Source organism: Streptomyces cyanogenus, from assembly GCF_017526105.1.
In the GTDB taxonomy this organism is placed as follows: domain Bacteria; phylum Actinomycetota; class Actinomycetes; order Streptomycetales; family Streptomycetaceae; genus Streptomyces; species Streptomyces cyanogenus.
The window spans coordinates 1,135,141-1,149,486 of record NZ_CP071839.1; the positions used below are offsets into that span (position 1 = coordinate 1,135,141).

Genomic DNA, 14,346 nt, shown 5'->3' on the forward strand with positions numbered 1-14,346 from the left:
CAGTACGCGGGCTACGACGCCAGCACCCCGAGGCGCCGGCCGTCCGCCGCGAGGATCGCCTGCTGCACGTCCCGCAGCGCCTGCCCGGGCTCCAGCCCCAGTTCGTCGTGCAGGGTCTTGCGGGCCAGCTGGTACACCATCAGCGCGTCAGCCTGCCGCTCGGAGCGGTACAGAGCCACCATCAGCTGCCGGTAGAAGGTCTCGCACAGCGGATTCTCCGCCGTCAACGAATAGAGCCGACCGACGAGTTCACGGTGCCGGCCCACCCGCAGACAGACGTCGGCGAGCATCTCAAGGCACTCCAGGCGGGCTTCCGTCAGCCAGGTCACGTACCCGCTGACGAGGGGACCGTCGCCCAGGTCGCCGAGCACCGGCCCGCGCCACAGGGCCAGCGCGCTCTCGAAGCACTGGACCGCGTCCTCGTAGCGCTCGGCCCGCACGGCAGCCCGGCCGTCCTGGACCAGATCCAGGAAGATGCCCACGTCGAGCTCGTCGGTGCCGGTGCGCAGCAGGTATCCCGACTGCCGGGTGACCACTGGGTTCTCGGAACGCCCGGGCCGGTGCAGGAACTTGCGCAGCTGCGAGATGTAGACGTGCATACCGGCGGTGGCTCTGCGCGGCGGCCGGTCGCCCCAGATCTCCGCGATCAGCTGGTCGTGCGTGACCACCTGGTCACTGCGGATGAGCAGGACCGCGAGCGCTATCTCGATCTTCCGAGCGCTGATCGAGGAGACGGTGTCACCGTCGACCACCCGTAGCGGGCCGAGGATCTCGTACCTCACGATGTGCTCCCCTCCAGCGCGGTCGCCGCCGCCCCGACGTCGTCGCACGATCCCGCCAGGGCGGCCGACACCGCGTCGCACACTGCGGCGCGATGGGCGTCCAGGTAGAAGTGGCCGCCCTGGAACACCTTCAGGTCGAAGGCCCCGGTGGTGTGGCCGGCCCAGGCTTCGGCGTCCTGGACCGTGGTCTGCGGGTCCGCGTCCCCCACCAGCGCGGTGACGGGGCACTCCAGCGGGGCGCCGCCGTGCCAGCGGTACGTCTCGACCGCGCGGTAGTCGTTGCGCGTCACCGGCAGGACCGCCGCCAGCAGTTCCGGGTCGCCGAGCACACGGTGATCGGTGCCCCCCACCGCCCGCAGCTCCTCCAGCAGACCCTGGTCGTCACGCAGGTGCACCCGTCCCTCCCGCACGCGGGAGGGAGCGCGCCGGCCGGAGACGAACATCCGCACCGGTCCGGCCTGACCGCGGTCCCGGAGCCGGCGGGCGACCTCGAAGGCCAGGACCGCGCCCATGCTGTGCCCGAAGAAGGCGAACGGGCCGTCCTCGCACACCGCCGCGAGGGCGTCGGCCACCTGGTCGGCGAGTCGCGGAACGCTGTCCACCAGCGGCTCGGTCCGCCGGTCCTGGCGCCCCGGATACTGCACGGCGGTCACCTCGAACCGCGGATCCAACTGCTGCGACATCGCGAAGTAGTAAGTGGCCGCGCCCCCCGCGTGCGGAAAACACACCAGCCGGATTTCCCGCTCCGGACGCGGTTGGAATACACGCAACCACCGGTCCTCATCACTCTTGGGCGACGCCATTGGCAGATCCCTTCCCCTCAAGCCCAGAGCTCCTCACCAGGCGGACGCACGGCGGACCGCGCGGCGATAGCCGTGGACAGGACGGAGTCGGCCGGATCAAAGGGCGGGCGGACGTTCCGTGCGTTCCCGGGAGTGCTCACTCGCCGGAAAGCCTGCCACAAGGGCGTGCCCCCCTAACAACCCCTAACGCTACTCCCCGGAGAGCGTGCCGCGGCCCCTTTTGGCGTCCCGCCACCCTTGTGCGGCGGCGGTCGGGGTGCCGTGCAGGAACCGGGCCGAAGAGCTGGCCACCCCCTCGCCGGGCACCGCGCCGAAACGTGTCGTCCCCGGTCGCGGGGCGGCGCGGTCGGGAATTTAGGGGTTTCACGACGGTCCAGCAGCTCCCTACCTTTCCGCTGTCCGCCCACCCCGACTTCCCATGAGCCGGAATGCCATTCGAGGCATCCCGGCGGAATTGGCCTTCATGAATACGGTTGATGCGGTGATCCGCACCGGACACATATCCCTCGTACTGGTCACGATTTTCCTCGCGGCGTACGCCGGACGGCAACTGGCCCGGTTGGTCGGCCAGCCGAGCGTGGTGGGAGAAGTAGCGGCGGGTCTGGTACTGGGCCCCGCCGTGGTGGCGATCGGCGGTCACGGCCTGCTCGGCCGGCTGCTGCCCGCCGATGTGTTCTCCCCCGTACGGCAACTCGCCCACATCGGGCTCGTCCTGTTCGTCGTGGGTGTCCTCCGCCAGATGCGCAGCGGGGGCTCCTGGGCCACCCGGCGGGCTATCGGATGGGTCACCTTCGGTGCGCTGGTCCCGCCGCTCACGGCCGGGTTCGCACTGGCCGGCTGGGTGCTGTGGCGCTCGGGGCCCGGCCTGCGCGGCGACGCCCCCACCCCCTCGCTCGTGCTGCTGCTCGGTGTCTCGATGTCCGTGACCGCCATTCCGGTGCTCGCCCGGATCCTGGAGGACCGCGGGCTGACCTACACCCGGGCCGGCCGGCTGTCGCTGGCCGGGGCCGCCGTGATCGACGGAGTCGCCTGGTTGCTGCTGACACTGGCGATCGGCCTGGCCGGCGGCGGCAGCGGCGACAGTGTGAACCGGATGGCGGCCCTGGCGGCCGGGGTGACGGCGGCCTTCGTCCTGGCGCGCCTGCTGCGCGCGCCGGTGGCCGGGCGGCTGTGCGGGCGGCTGCCGTGGCTGTCGGCCGTGGCCGTGGCCGCCCTCGCCCTGACCGCCTCGTGGCTGATGCAGCGGTGCGGGCTCAGTGAGGTGCTGGGGGCCCTGCTGGTCGGGGCCGCACTGCCCGCCGCCGACGAGCACGGGCCGTGGGGCCGGGCGGTACACCGTGTCTCGCGGACCGGCGCCCTGCTGATCCCGCTCTTCTTCGTGGTCACCGGCGTGTCGGTGTTCGCCGGCCGGCTCGGCTCCGGTTCCTGGCAGGCGTGCGTGCTGGCGACCGCGGCCGGGCTGGTCGCCAAGATCGGCGGCGGCTACCTCGGGGCCCGGCTCGGCGGCGAGTCGCACCGCGTCGGCCTTCAGGTGGGGGTGCTGTTGAACACCCGCGGCCTCACCGAACTGGTGATCCTCCAGGCCGGGTTCTCCGCAGGCATCCTCACCCCGCGGATGTACCTGGCCCTGGTGGTGATGGCCCTGGTGACGACCGCGGCCACCGGACCGCTCTACACCCTGGTCGAGCGGCAGACGAGCACGGCCGAGGAACTCGAGGCGAGTACCGTACGAGCCTGAGCGGCGGCGGTGCGGCCCCGTCCCCCGCAGGAGGGGGCCGCACCGGCGCGGCCCGGACGTTGGGCCCGGACGTTCAGCAGAGGACGAACGACGTGGCGTAGTGCGGGGGCTTCTGGCTCGGGTCGGCGATCGCCAGGGTCATGTAGCCGACCTTCCCGGCGTACCGGCCGCCCGTCCCGGTGATGCGGAACAGCTGTGTACCGCCACGCATCATCACCGTGCAGTCGAGGACCCCGACCGCCTCGAAGGTGCCGTCCTCCAGTTCGGCGCGGCTCTGGTGGTACTGCCACATGTGAGGGGTCGTACTCAGCACGACCGAACGGCCGTTGACGGTGGCCACCCGGTTGCCGTCCGCGTCGTAGAAGGCGTCGGTGTACTCCACCGAGGTGCCCAGGCCCGGCGTCTCACCGTCGTGCACCACCAGCTTCTCGATCTTCTCGGTCAGTCCTGTCACGACGACGCACTTCTCGATCGCCGCGGCCCGCGCCTGCGCACCGTCGCCGGGGGTGCACACACCCGCCGCCGCCGCGGCGGCCAGGGCCAGCGCCTCGGGGTCGAGGGGGCTGGGGTCCGCGACCTCGCGCCGGGCCTCCACGCCTACGTCCATCGCACGCCGGTCGATCGGCTGTGCCGCCGCGTTCTCGTTCTCTTCCAGACCAGTGGTCACCGTGTCAACTCCAGCACTTCGCAGGGTCCATGGGACTCCCATGCTCGACGGCACGCTGAAGCTCCGCTAACTCCGGCCTTTCGCAGGGGGCCGCGCGTCCGCTCACCCGGACCGGAGGGGCGCAAGCGCGGCTTTAGTCCTCCGGCCGAGCATGCCCTTGAGCCGGACCGCCCTCGTCCCGGCGTGCCCCTGTTCGGAGATCCGAAGAAACCGCCGCCAACGGAAGGCCCAGGATGGACGCTCCCGACATCCACATCCGCTCGGTCGGAACCGCGCTCCCCGGCCCGGCCATCGACAATGCCGCGCTGCGCCGGCGGTTCGGCATGCCGTCACTGTGGGAGCAGTGGATCGACGAGTTCGTCGGCACGCACCGGCGGCACCTCGCCGTCGACCTGGAGAGCGGCGAGGTGCGCCACTCGCTCGCCGACCTCGGCGAGCTGGCGGGGCGCCGGGCGCTGGACGGGGCCCGGCTGGACCCGCGGGACGTCGACCTTGTGGTGATGGGCACGTCCTCGCCCGACCTGCTGATGCCGGCGACGGTGAACGAGATCGCCGACCGGCTCGGCATCGACCAGGTGCCGTCCTACCAGCTCCAGTCCGGCTGCACCGGTGCCGTCCAGGCCCTCGACGTCGCCTCCCAGATGCTGCGTTCGGGCCGTCGGCGCACCGCACTGGTGCTCGGCGGCGACACCTGCGCCAAGCACTTCGACGTCACCATGGACGTCGCCTCGCTCAGACCGGAGGAGCAGATCAACGGCGTGCTCTTCGGTGACGGCGCCGGGGCCGTCGTACTGAGCACCGAGCCCGCTGCCGGTTCGGCGGTGCTCAAGCACGTCTTCGTCCGGCTGGTGGGCCGCAACCGGCCGCCCGGCCAGATCGTGGAGTGGTTCGGACGTGCCGACCGCGGTACGGGCCGGCCGCCGGTGGTCGAGGACTACAAGGCCATCGAGCACTCCGTGCCGCTGCTCGCCGCCGAGGCGTTCGAGGAGCTGCTGGGCGAGCTCGACTGGAAGAACGACGAACTCGAGTACCTGATGCCCCCTCAGCTGTCGGGCCGGATGACCGCGCGGATCACCAAGGGCCTGTCCGCCCCGGCCGCCCAGGAGATCTCGCTGGTCGCCGAGATCGGCAACACCGGCAACGCACTGCCGTTCTTCCAGCTGGAGGCGGCACTGCCCCGCATGGCCGCGGGAGAGCGCGCCGCGGCCGTCGCCGTGGAGTCCAGCAAGTGGATCAAGGCCGGTTTCGGTCTGGAGAAGGTCTGATCCCGATGGCGGACACCACGACGGGCCGCACCGCGGTCGCCGGCCTGCATCGCTCCGGCCTGCTGGTGGCCCGCTACCCCGACCTGCGGACGCTGCTGGCCGACGCGTCCGACGACGAGCTGACCGCGGCCGGACACCTGCTCAGCCGGCTGCGCCCGGACGACGTGCTGGCGGCGCACCCCGCGACGCCCACCGTCTCGGTGGCCGTGACCGGCCATGGAACGCTCGCTCCGCTGGTGGCCCCGCTCACCGCCCAGCTGGCCCGGCACGGGCTCCTGGGACGGATCTCCGTCGGTGACTTCGACAGCTACGTCGCCGACCTCGCCGAGCCGGGCAGTGCGCTGTACGCCTCGGACCCGGATCTGGTGCTGTGCGTCCTCGACCCCACGGTGGTCTTCGACGAGGTGCCGGTGCCGTGGCGGCCCGAGGACGTCGATCGCGCGCTGACGGAGAAGCTGTCCCTGCTGTCCGGGCTGGCGAGCCGCTTCCGTGCGGCGGGCCGCGGCACGCTGGTCCTCAACACCCTGCCGCTCACCCGGCGGTTCACCGCCCAGCTCGTGGACCAGACGTCGCGGTCCCGGCTGAGCGCCCTGTGGCACGCGGCCAACGCCGCGCTGCTGCGGATGGCCGAGGAGCATCCGGCCGTCGTCGTCCTCGACCTCGACCCGCTGCTGGCCGAGGGGATCGCGGCCGAGGACGCGCGGCTGGACACGTACGCCAAGGCGCACCTGTCCCCGGCACTGCTGGCCCGCTATGCCAGGGAGGTGGGCCAGCTGGCCCGGCAGGCCACCGGGCTCACCAAGAAGGTGCTCGCCCTGGATCTGGACGAGACGGTCTGGGGCGGGGTGCTCGGCGAGGACGGACCGGAGGGCATCGAGGCGGCTGGCACCCACCGCGGCGAGGCCTTCCGCGCGTTCCAGCGCGTGGTCAAGCAGCTGGGCAGCCAGGGGGTGCTGCTGGCCGCGGTGAGCAAGAACGACGCCGAAGCCGTCACCGCGGTGTTCCGGGAACACCCGGACATGGTGCTGCGGGAGGAGGACTTCGTGCGGATCGTCGCCAACTGGCGTCCCAAGCACGACAACCTCACCGAACTGGCCGCCGCGCTCAACCTCGGTGTGGACAGCTTCGTGTTCGTGGACGACAGCCCGTTCGAGTGCGGGCTGGTGCGGCGGGAGCTGCCGGGCGTGGCCGTGGTCCCCGTCGACGCGGAACCCGCCCATCACGTGGGACGGCTGCTGCACGACGGCTGGTTCGACACACCGGCACTCACCGCGGAGGACCGCACCCGGGTGGTGAAGTACCGCGACGAGCTGGTCCGCAAGGACTTCCTCGACAGCTTCGCGTCTCTCGACGACTACCTCCGCCAGCTGGGGGTCGTCGTGCGGCTGGCACCCGTCGGCCCGGAGCAGGTCGGCCGGGTCTCCCAGCTGACACTGCGCACCTCCCAGTTCAACCTGACCACCGAACGCCTGCAGCCGGCCCGGGTGCGAGAGCTGGCCGACGCCCCGGACGCTCTGGTGCTGACGGTGCACTCCCGCGACCGGTTCGGCGACAACGGCCTGGTCGGCGCGGTCTTCGCGCACCGCACGGGCCGCGAGCTGCACCTGGACAACTTCCTGCTCAGCTGCCGGGTGTTCTCGCGGGGCATCGAGCAGGCGTGCCTGGCCGCGGTGCTGCGCCATGCCCGTGAGACCGGAGTGGCGCGGGTCTTCGGCAGTTACCGGGCCTCAGCCAGGAACGGCAAGGTCAGGGACTTCTACCCGCGCAACGGGTTCACCGAGGTGTCCGGCGACGAGTCGGCGACCACCTTCCGCCACGACCTCACGCACCTCCCCGAGCCCCCCGCCCACATCGATCTGACCGACCTGCTGGGAGAACGCCCTTGAAGACCGAGGATTTCATCGCACTGCTGCACGACTCCATGGGGCTGCCGGTGACCGCCGAGGACATCGACCGGCCGTGGGACCAGGTCGCTGGCTGGGACTCCGTGCACCTGCTGACCCTGGTGACCCTGCTGGAGCAGCGGACCGGACGGAGCCTGCCGTTCTCCGAAGTACTTCAGGCCGCCACCCTGGGGGACATCCACTCGCTGACCCTGGCGGCGGCGTGAGCGGGCGGGTGCGGGCGGTTCCCGTCGCGCCGGTGCGCCGGCCCACACTGCTGTTCCTGGAGGAGGTACGGCCGATCACGCCGGTCTTCCTGGACACCGAGGTCGACATGTCCGGCGTACGGACGCACCGTGCCGGAGCACACGAGCAGGGCCGCCACTACTCGACCACCGCCTACGTCCTGTATGTCGCGGCCCGCGTGCTCGCGCGGCACCCGGAGGCCAACGCGGCGGTTCGCGGACGGATCAGGCCTCGGGTGGCGCGTTACGCGTCCGTCAACGGGAAGATCACACTGGACAAGACGGTGGGCGGCCGACGCGTCGTCCGCTCGGCCGTGCTCACCGAAGTCCACCGGGCGGACCTGGACGCCGTACAGGCCGAGGTGGACCGCTTCCGCGCCGGGGACCCGGCGACCATGCCGGAGTTCGCCCCGGCCCGGACGCTGGAGCGGCTGCCGTGGCCGCTGGGGCAGCTCGCCTTCCGTGCCGGGGTCCGGCCGCTGAACCGGCGTCACCGGACGGTGGGCACCTTCGCCGTCACCTCGCTCGGCCACCGGCCGGTCGACGGCTTCCACTCGGTCGGCGGCACCACCATCACGCTCGGGCTCGGCCGGATCGCCGACCGGCCGGTGGTCCGTGACGGCGCGGTGGCGGTCGCGCCGGTGATGCGGCTCAGCCTCACCTTCGACCACAGGGTGATCGACGGTGCCGAGGCCGCCGACGTACTGGCCGAGATCAAGGACGGAATCGAGGGCTTCGCGGCCACCGGCCGGCCGGGGGCGGCGGATGCCGGGCCGTCCCGGCAGTCCGTGGCCGCGCCACAGGGAGGAGCGTCGTGAACGAACTCGCGGAACTCAAACAGCACGTCGCGGTGCATGCCCGCGGGCAGCGCATCGCCGACTACCGGGACATACTGAACCGGATCCGTACGGATGACGGCGGCGGGCCCGGCTCCTGGGTCGGCGAGTGGTCACGGGCGGCCGCGGTGCTGGAGGAACACGGCAAGGACCTGGCGGCGGTCAAGTACTACGCCATGGCCAGGTTCCCGTACGTGGACGGACCGGACCGCCAGGAGGCGCTGGAACGCTGTGTGCGGGCCATGGACCGCTGGCGGGGCACGCAGCGGAGCGGCATCGAGCCCCTCGACGTCCAGCTGCAGGAGGGCACGGTGCGCTGCTGGGCCGGCGGCCTGTCCACCTCCGATCCCAAGCCGCTGCTGGTCGTCATGGGCGGCATCGTCTCGGTCAAGGAGCAGTGGGCGCCGATGCTCGCCCATGTGCGGCGCCTGGGCATGGCCGCGGTGGTCGCGGAGTTGCCGGGCACCGGCGAGAACGGGCTGCGTTACGGGGCCGGCAGTTGGCGGATGCTGTCCGGGCTGCTGGACGCCGTCGCCGACCGGGCCGACGTCTCCCGCACATACGCCACCGCGCTGAGCTTCAGCGGCCATCTGGCCCTGCGGTGCGCGGTGGAGGACCCCCGCATCCGCGGGGTGGTCACCGTGGGGGCGCCGATCGGGGCGTTCTTCACCGACCACGCGTGGCAGAAGCGGCTTCCCCGGATCACCGTGGACACGCTCGCCCACATGACCGGCACCGTCGCGGACGCCGTACCGGGCGCCCTGGACGAGTGGGCACTGACCCGGGAGCAGCTGGCCGGACTGGACATCCCGGTGGCGTACGTGGCGAGCCGGCGCGACGAGATCATCCCCGCGGCCGACCCGGAGCTGCTGCGCAGCGGTGCCCGCCGACTGGACCTGGTGGAGTTCGACGATGTGCACGGAGCCCCGCACCACGTCGGCGAGGTGCAGTTGTGGACCACGGCGGCGCTGCTGCATGCGCGCGGCATCCGCAACGCACAGTCCGCCGTGCTCGGCATGCTGCTGCGCGGTCAGGGGCTGCGGCGCCGGCTGACCGGCTCCCGGGCCTGAACCGCCGGACACACCGCTCGACGCCCATGGGTGGTGCCCCACTTCGCGAAGTGGGGCACCACCCATGGGCGTCGAGTCGCTCGCGGCTCAGCCGACGAGCGCCTCCAGCTCGGTGACGATCCGGGACGGGGTGGGCTGGTCCAGCATCTCCTGCCGCAGCCGTCGCGCGGCCTGGCCGGGGGCCGCGCTGTCGAGCACTTGGCGCACGGCCTCCTGTACCGCCTGTGCACCGAGGTTGTCGCCGTCCAGGACGATCCCGGCGCCGGTGCCGGCCAGCCGCTCGCTGACCAGCCCCTGGTCGGCGATCTGTGGGACCGTCACCTGGGGCACGCCGTGCAGCGCCGCCGTGAGGGTGCTGCCGGCGCCGGACTGGTGGATGATCGCCGAGCAGGTCGGCAGGATCAGGTCCAGCGGCATCCCCACCAGGACGCGCATCCGCTCGGGCAGTGGCCCCAGACGTTCGCGGTCCGCGGCCCGCAGGGCGAGGATCACCTCGACGTCCAGATCTGCCAGGGCTTCGACGACGCGCGGAACGAGGAAGGCCTCGGGCCCCCGCATGGTCGTGGTGAGCGACCCCCAGGTGACGCAGATCCGAGGCCGCTCGGCGGGTTCCAACAGCCACTGCGGAGCCACCGCGGTGCCGTTGTAGGAGGTGTAGCGCATGGCGACGCGGTGGGGCACGCCCGGGACTTGCAGGGATTCCGGGCAGGTGTCGAGGGTCCGTACGGCGATGTCGGCGGCCGGCTCGGCGCCGTGGCGCAGGTAGAGGTCGGCCAGCTCCTGCGGCCAGGCGGCGCGGTGGTCCTCCTGGGCGCTCACGCCGTTGCCCGGCAGGCCGACCTTGCGCGACATGTCCGGCCCCCACAGGTGCCGTACGACCGGAGCGGACACCGCGGCCGCGGCGAGCGGGGCGGCGTACATCACCGGGTCGGTGATCACGAGGTCCGGCCGCCAGCCGCGGGCGAACGCGACGAGGTCGGGCGCCATGTCCTCGGCGGCCCTGATGTGCGGGACCATTCGCAGGTCGAGGAGCTTGCGCAGGACGTCGGGCGGGAACTGGCCGGGACCGGTCACGTTCCATTCACGGGCCAGTTCGTCCCGTACCTTCACCGCCTCGGCCAGTCCGGCGATGAGGTCGTAGTCGCCGCCGGCGGTCACCGCGATGATGCCCGTGCGGGTGACCGGGTCGGCGAGCTGCGGGTGCCCGGCCACCCGGACATCGTGGCCGGCCGCTCGGAAGGCCCAGGCCAGCCCCACCATCTGGTAGTAGTGGGTCGGCCAGGCCATCGGGGTGAACAGGACACGCACGGTCTTCCTCCTGAGCGATGGGATGAGCGGGAGCGGGCCGTGCGCGTCAGGCCGCGTGGACGGCCGGAGCGTCGGCCAACTGCCCGGCCACGTCGGCGGGAGAGGGCTGGTCGGCGATCTCCTGCCGCAGCGCGTCGGCCGCCTTGCGGACGGTGCCGTCGGCCAGGGCGGCGCCGACCGCGGCCGTGAGGGCCGCCGGGGAGAACCCGGCGGCGTCCAGGTGCAGGCCGGCGCCGGACGACGCCAGCCGGGTCGCGGTCGCCACCTGGTCGAGCATCCCTGCGATCAGGACCTGGGGTACGCCGAACGAGGCCGCCGTGAGCATGGTGCCGGTGCCGCCCTGGTGGACGATCGCGTCACAGCTGGGCAGCAGCAGGTGCAGCGGCAGGTCCTCGACCACTCGTACGTTCGCGGGGACCTCGCCGAGCAGCTCGCGGTCGGAGCCCTTGACGGCCAGGACGACCTCCGTGTCGAGCCCGGACAGGGCGGCCAGGATGTCCGGCACGAGGAACGAGTCCTCGCCGCCCAGCTGGGTGGTCGTGGTGCCCCAAGTGACGCACACCCGAGGCCGCCCGGCGGGCCGGGAGAGCCACAGCGGGGCGTCGCCCGGGCCGTTGTACGGGACGAACCGGACCGGCAGCCGGTCGGGTGTCCCGGGGTACTGCAGGCTCTGCGGACAGGGGTCGACGGTGGCGCTCGCGTACTCCGGGCGGACCGGCACCCCGTACCCCTCGAAGAGCCGCAGCAGGGACTGCGTCCACAGCTCGGGCGCGGCGCCGCTGCCCGGGAAGAACCCCATCTGCCGCTCCACGGCGGGCCCCGTCAGGTGGTGCACGAGCCGGGCACCGGACGCGTGGGCCGCGAGCGGGGCGGCCAGGACGAACGGGTTGCTCACCACGAGGTCCGGTCGCCACGCCCCGGCCAGCTCGACGAGCTCCCCGGCCATCGCGGTGGCCGTCTCCACGAACGGCGCGAACTTCCGCTCCAACACTCGTCTGCGCATCTCCGGCGTGGGCGCGGCCTTCCGCTCCAGGTCGGCCTTGCGGTCCGGGTGCTCGCGGTTGTGGCGGGCGATCTCGTCCGCGATCCGCTGGAAGGCCGGCAGGTAGTCGTAGCCGGCACCGACCTGGGTGATGGTCAGGCCGGAGCGCTTGACCGCGTCGGCCAGCTGCGGCTGCCCGGCCACCCGCACCTCGGCGCCCGCGGCACGCAGCGCCCACGCCAGCGGGACCATCTGGTAGTAGAACGTGGGCTGCGACCAGGGGACGAACAGGACCTTCACGAGTCCGTCCTCTCCGGCCGGGGCGCGGCCGGGGGCGTACCGTCGCGCAGAGCGGCACCGGCCTCGGTCACGGTGAGGACGACGCTGGAGACGTTGTAGCCCTGGGTTCCGCCGACCAGCAGGACGCGGTCACCGGCGTCGAGCTGGCCGCTGCGCAGCAGGTGGTCGAGCGAGATGGCCTGGTCGCTGGCGCCGATGTGCCCGATGGTGCGGCCGAAGTCCCAGGTCGCCCTGGACAGCGGCAGACCCAGGGGCTGCAGCAGGTCGGCCTCGATGATCTCGGCCCCGGCGTTGGTGAAGACGACCCGCTCGAGGTCGTCGGTGGTGAACCCGGCCTCCTTCAGCGTCCGCTGGGTCACCTCGGCGTACATCATGGTGAAGATCCGGTGGAAGTCGAACTGGTTGTACCGTCTGGCAATGGCGAACTCCCGCGCACGGCCCGGTACGTCGACCTTCGCCGGGGCACCGGTGCCCCCCTGGGCGAGCGGGAGATCGCCCCGGTGCATGGCCTCCAGGTCGGCGTAGGTCAGCGAGTTCACCGCCTCGATACGGGCGATGCCCTCCTCCTTGCCGAGCAGCAGCGCGGAACCGCCGTCGCCGATGGCCATGCCGAATCCGGCGCTGCGCCACCGCTCGACCTGCGGCAGATCGGCCTGCAGACCGGCGGTCACCAGGGCACCGGCGCCCTCCGGGGCGAGCGCCAGCCAGCCCGCCGCGAGCTCGACACCGGCCAGCGTGCCGTTGCAACCCTGGCTCACCTCGAAGCCGGGGATCTGCCCGCAGCCCAGCTCGCGCATCACATAGCCGACCGGCGCCCAGCCCTCCGGGCCCTCGCTGAACATGGTGGCGTGGATCAGCAGAGCCAGTTGCTCGACCGGGAGTCCGGCCAGGTCCAGGGCCCGGCGTGCGGCGTCGGCCGCCAGCTCCACGCCCGGCGTCCCCGGTGCCACGGGCACCTCCACCAGGTCGCTGCCCGTGAACTCGTTCGGCCGGCAGTGGCCCGCCTCGAACGCCTCGGCCAGGGTGACCCGCTCGGCGGGCAGCGACACGCCGATGGACCGTAGGTACAGGTTCTCTGTCTTCATGGCGGTCTCCTGTCGTCAGACGGTTTCCGGCGCGGTCTGCGCCCACGGCGAGGGGGCCCGGAGGGTGCCCAGGTACGGGTGCCACAGGTGGTCGGGGTCGTTTTCCACCGCGGTGACGATCTCCCGCATGGCGCGCAGCGTGTCGGATTCCTCGCCGTCGTAGAAGTCGCCCTGCAGCATCTTCAGTACGTCGAGGCGGTAGCGCGGGTCCTGGACGAAGGCGGTGAACAGGACGTTCAGGCGGTAGTAGATGGAGATGAACTCGTACCAGTTCTTCACCGCGGTACGGATCTTGGCTTCGAACCTCTCGAACCGCTTCTTGCCGAAGTCACCCGCCTCATGGGCGGCGATGATGTCCTTGGCCGCCAGCCGCGCGCTGTTCAGGGCGACGCTGACGCCGCTGGAGAAGATGGGGTCGACGAACCGGGCCGCGTCACCGATCAGCACGAAGCGGTCTCCGCAGATCTCCTGCATGGTGTAGCTGTAGTCGCCCTCGGTTTTGAACGGCCGCAGCTGGTCGGCCTTCTTGAGGGCCTTCAGCAGGTCGGGCCGGCTGCCGACCATGTCCCAGAAGAACTGCTCCCGGTTCTCGTTGGCCGCGGCGAAGCGCTTCTTCTGGGTGACCACACCCACGCTGGTGATGGTGTCGGTGATCGGGATCTGCCAGACCCAGCTGTCCTCCACGGGCAGGAAGTGCACGTAGATGTATTCCGTCTTGTCCGGCTCCACCGCCAGCTCCGACCGGTCGAGTCCCTCGAACCAGCTGTGGATGGCGTACTGGTTGAAGACCGGGTCGGACACCTTCAGCTTCATCTGCCGGCCGAGGGTGGTCTGCCGACCGGAGGCGTCGACCACCATGCGGGCGGTCAGGCCGAACTCACGGGGACCCATACGGCAGTTGACCGTCACGATCTCCGGGTCGCCGTCGAAGTCGACGCCGAGCACCCGGACACCGTTGAAGACGCGGGCGCCCTGCTCCTCGGCGTGCTTCAGCAGGATCAGGTCGAACCTGCCGCGGTCGACGTGGTACGTGTAGTCGCGGTCCACGCCCGGCTGGTTGCGCTCGACGAACTGCACCTCGGCCGCCCGGAAGTCGTGGTCGAGGCCGGTGAACCCGTTGTGCGGGACGTTGCGTGACTCCGCCGAGGTCCAGGCCGCTCCGTACTTGCGGGGGAAGCCGGCGGCGTCGATCTGGTCCATGACACCGATCTCGACGAGCACCGGGGTGGTGGCCGGCACCAGCGACTCGCCGACGTGCGGACGGGGGAACAGTTCGCTCTCGCAGACCGCCACCGACAGTCCGGCTCTTGCCAGGTAGGAGGCCACGGTCGAGCCCGAAGGGCCACCGCCGATGACCACGACGTCGAAATCAGGGTTCATAG

Annotated in this window: 13 protein-coding genes; 6 read left to right on the plus strand and 7 right to left on the minus strand. The window is 71.8% G+C overall.

The features are described from left to right. Positions 1 to 11 precede the first annotated feature (11 nt). The gene (locus S1361_RS05020; protein WP_208030632.1) at positions 12 to 782 is read right to left on the minus strand and encodes an AfsR/SARP family transcriptional regulator; all 771 of its coding nucleotides are present in this window, start codon (positions 780 to 782) and stop codon (positions 12 to 14) included. Next, positions 779 to 1,585, minus strand: a complete 807-nt coding sequence (locus S1361_RS05025) for a thioesterase II family protein (RefSeq protein WP_208030633.1) — start codon at positions 1,583 to 1,585, stop codon at positions 779 to 781. Before S1361_RS05025 ends, S1361_RS05020 begins: the two co-directional genes overlap by 4 nt. Positions 1,586 to 2,066: 481 nt before the next feature. On the opposite strand from S1361_RS05025, the gene S1361_RS05030 reads away from it, so the two are divergent. Next, positions 2,067 to 3,323 carry a cation:proton antiporter gene (locus S1361_RS05030; RefSeq protein ID WP_243769087.1) on the plus strand — a complete coding sequence of 419 codons (1,257 nt, stop codon included), beginning with the start codon at positions 2,067 to 2,069 and terminating at the stop codon, positions 3,321 to 3,323. Positions 3,324 to 3,396: 73 nt separating this feature from the next. Here the strand turns inward: S1361_RS05030 and S1361_RS05035 are convergent, their stop codons facing one another. Beyond that, positions 3,397 to 3,990 carry an allene oxide cyclase barrel-like domain-containing protein gene (locus tag S1361_RS05035; protein WP_208030635.1) on the minus strand — a complete coding sequence of 198 codons (594 nt, stop codon included), beginning with the start codon at positions 3,988 to 3,990 and terminating at the stop codon, positions 3,397 to 3,399. A 233-nt stretch (positions 3,991 to 4,223) separates the two neighbouring features. Between S1361_RS05035 and S1361_RS05040 the strand changes: the two genes are divergently transcribed. From S1361_RS05040 to S1361_RS05060, 5 genes are read left to right on the plus strand one after another with little or no spacing between them, the layout of a single operon-like run. Then, positions 4,224 to 5,255 carry a 3-oxoacyl-ACP synthase III family protein gene (locus S1361_RS05040; protein WP_208030636.1) on the plus strand — a complete coding sequence of 344 codons (1,032 nt, stop codon included), beginning with the start codon at positions 4,224 to 4,226 and terminating at the stop codon, positions 5,253 to 5,255. A 5-nt stretch (positions 5,256 to 5,260) separates the two neighbouring features. Continuing rightward, a complete protein-coding gene (locus S1361_RS05045; protein WP_208030637.1) occupies positions 5,261 to 7,141 on the plus strand; it encodes an HAD-IIIC family phosphatase in 1,881 nt (626 codons plus the stop codon). Then, a complete protein-coding gene (locus tag S1361_RS05050; RefSeq protein WP_208030638.1) occupies positions 7,138 to 7,365 on the plus strand; it encodes a phosphopantetheine-binding protein in 228 nt (75 codons plus the stop codon). Before S1361_RS05045 ends, S1361_RS05050 begins: the two co-directional genes overlap by 4 nt. 32 nt (positions 7,366 to 7,397) lie before the next feature. After that, positions 7,398 to 8,201 (plus strand): 2-oxo acid dehydrogenase subunit E2, encoded by an 804-nt coding sequence (locus S1361_RS05055; RefSeq protein WP_243769088.1) that lies wholly within the window; start codon positions 7,398 to 7,400, stop codon positions 8,199 to 8,201. Beyond that, on the plus strand, positions 8,198 to 9,289 hold the full coding sequence (locus S1361_RS05060; RefSeq protein ID WP_208030639.1) for an alpha/beta hydrolase: 1,092 nt from the start codon (positions 8,198 to 8,200) through the stop codon (positions 9,287 to 9,289). The genes S1361_RS05055 and S1361_RS05060 overlap by 4 nt, the downstream gene beginning before the upstream one ends. An 87-nt stretch (positions 9,290 to 9,376) precedes the next feature. Here S1361_RS05060 and S1361_RS05065 read toward each other — a convergent pair whose 3' ends face one another. The 4 genes from S1361_RS05065 to S1361_RS05080 are packed head-to-tail and all read right to left on the minus strand — an operon-like array spanning position 9,377 to position 14,344. Next, positions 9,377 to 10,597 (minus strand): nucleotide disphospho-sugar-binding domain-containing protein, encoded by a 1,221-nt coding sequence (locus S1361_RS05065; RefSeq protein WP_208030640.1) that lies wholly within the window; start codon positions 10,595 to 10,597, stop codon positions 9,377 to 9,379. Positions 10,598 to 10,643: 46 nt separating this feature from the next. Next, complete coding sequence (locus tag S1361_RS05070) at positions 10,644 to 11,879, minus strand: nucleotide disphospho-sugar-binding domain-containing protein (protein ID WP_208030641.1); 1,236 nt, start codon at positions 11,877 to 11,879, stop codon at positions 10,644 to 10,646. Further along, entirely contained in the window at positions 11,876 to 12,964 is a 1,089-nt protein-coding gene (locus S1361_RS05075; RefSeq protein ID WP_208030642.1) for a ketoacyl-ACP synthase III family protein, read from the minus strand. The genes S1361_RS05070 and S1361_RS05075 overlap by 4 nt, the downstream gene beginning before the upstream one ends. 15 nt (positions 12,965 to 12,979) lie before the next feature. After that, positions 12,980 to 14,344, minus strand: coding sequence for an NAD(P)/FAD-dependent oxidoreductase (locus S1361_RS05080; RefSeq protein ID WP_208030643.1), 1,365 nt, complete (start codon positions 14,342 to 14,344; stop codon positions 12,980 to 12,982). Between the last annotated feature and the right edge of the window lie 2 nt (positions 14,345 to 14,346).

Coding starts and splice junctions, on each gene's coding strand:
- S1361_RS05075 (WP_208030642.1), bottom strand. CDS start 12,964: ATGAAGACAGAGAACCTGTACCTACGGTCCATCGGCGTGTCGCTGCCC.
- S1361_RS05080 (WP_208030643.1), bottom strand. CDS start 14,344: ATGAACCCTGATTTCGACGTCGTGGTCATCGGCGGTGGCCCTTCGGGC.
- S1361_RS05045 (WP_208030637.1), top strand. CDS start 5,261: ATGGCGGACACCACGACGGGCCGCACCGCGGTCGCCGGCCTGCATCGC.
- S1361_RS05025 (WP_208030633.1), bottom strand. CDS start 1,585: ATGGCGTCGCCCAAGAGTGATGAGGACCGGTGGTTGCGTGTATTCCAA.
- S1361_RS05040 (WP_208030636.1), top strand. CDS start 4,224: ATGGACGCTCCCGACATCCACATCCGCTCGGTCGGAACCGCGCTCCCC.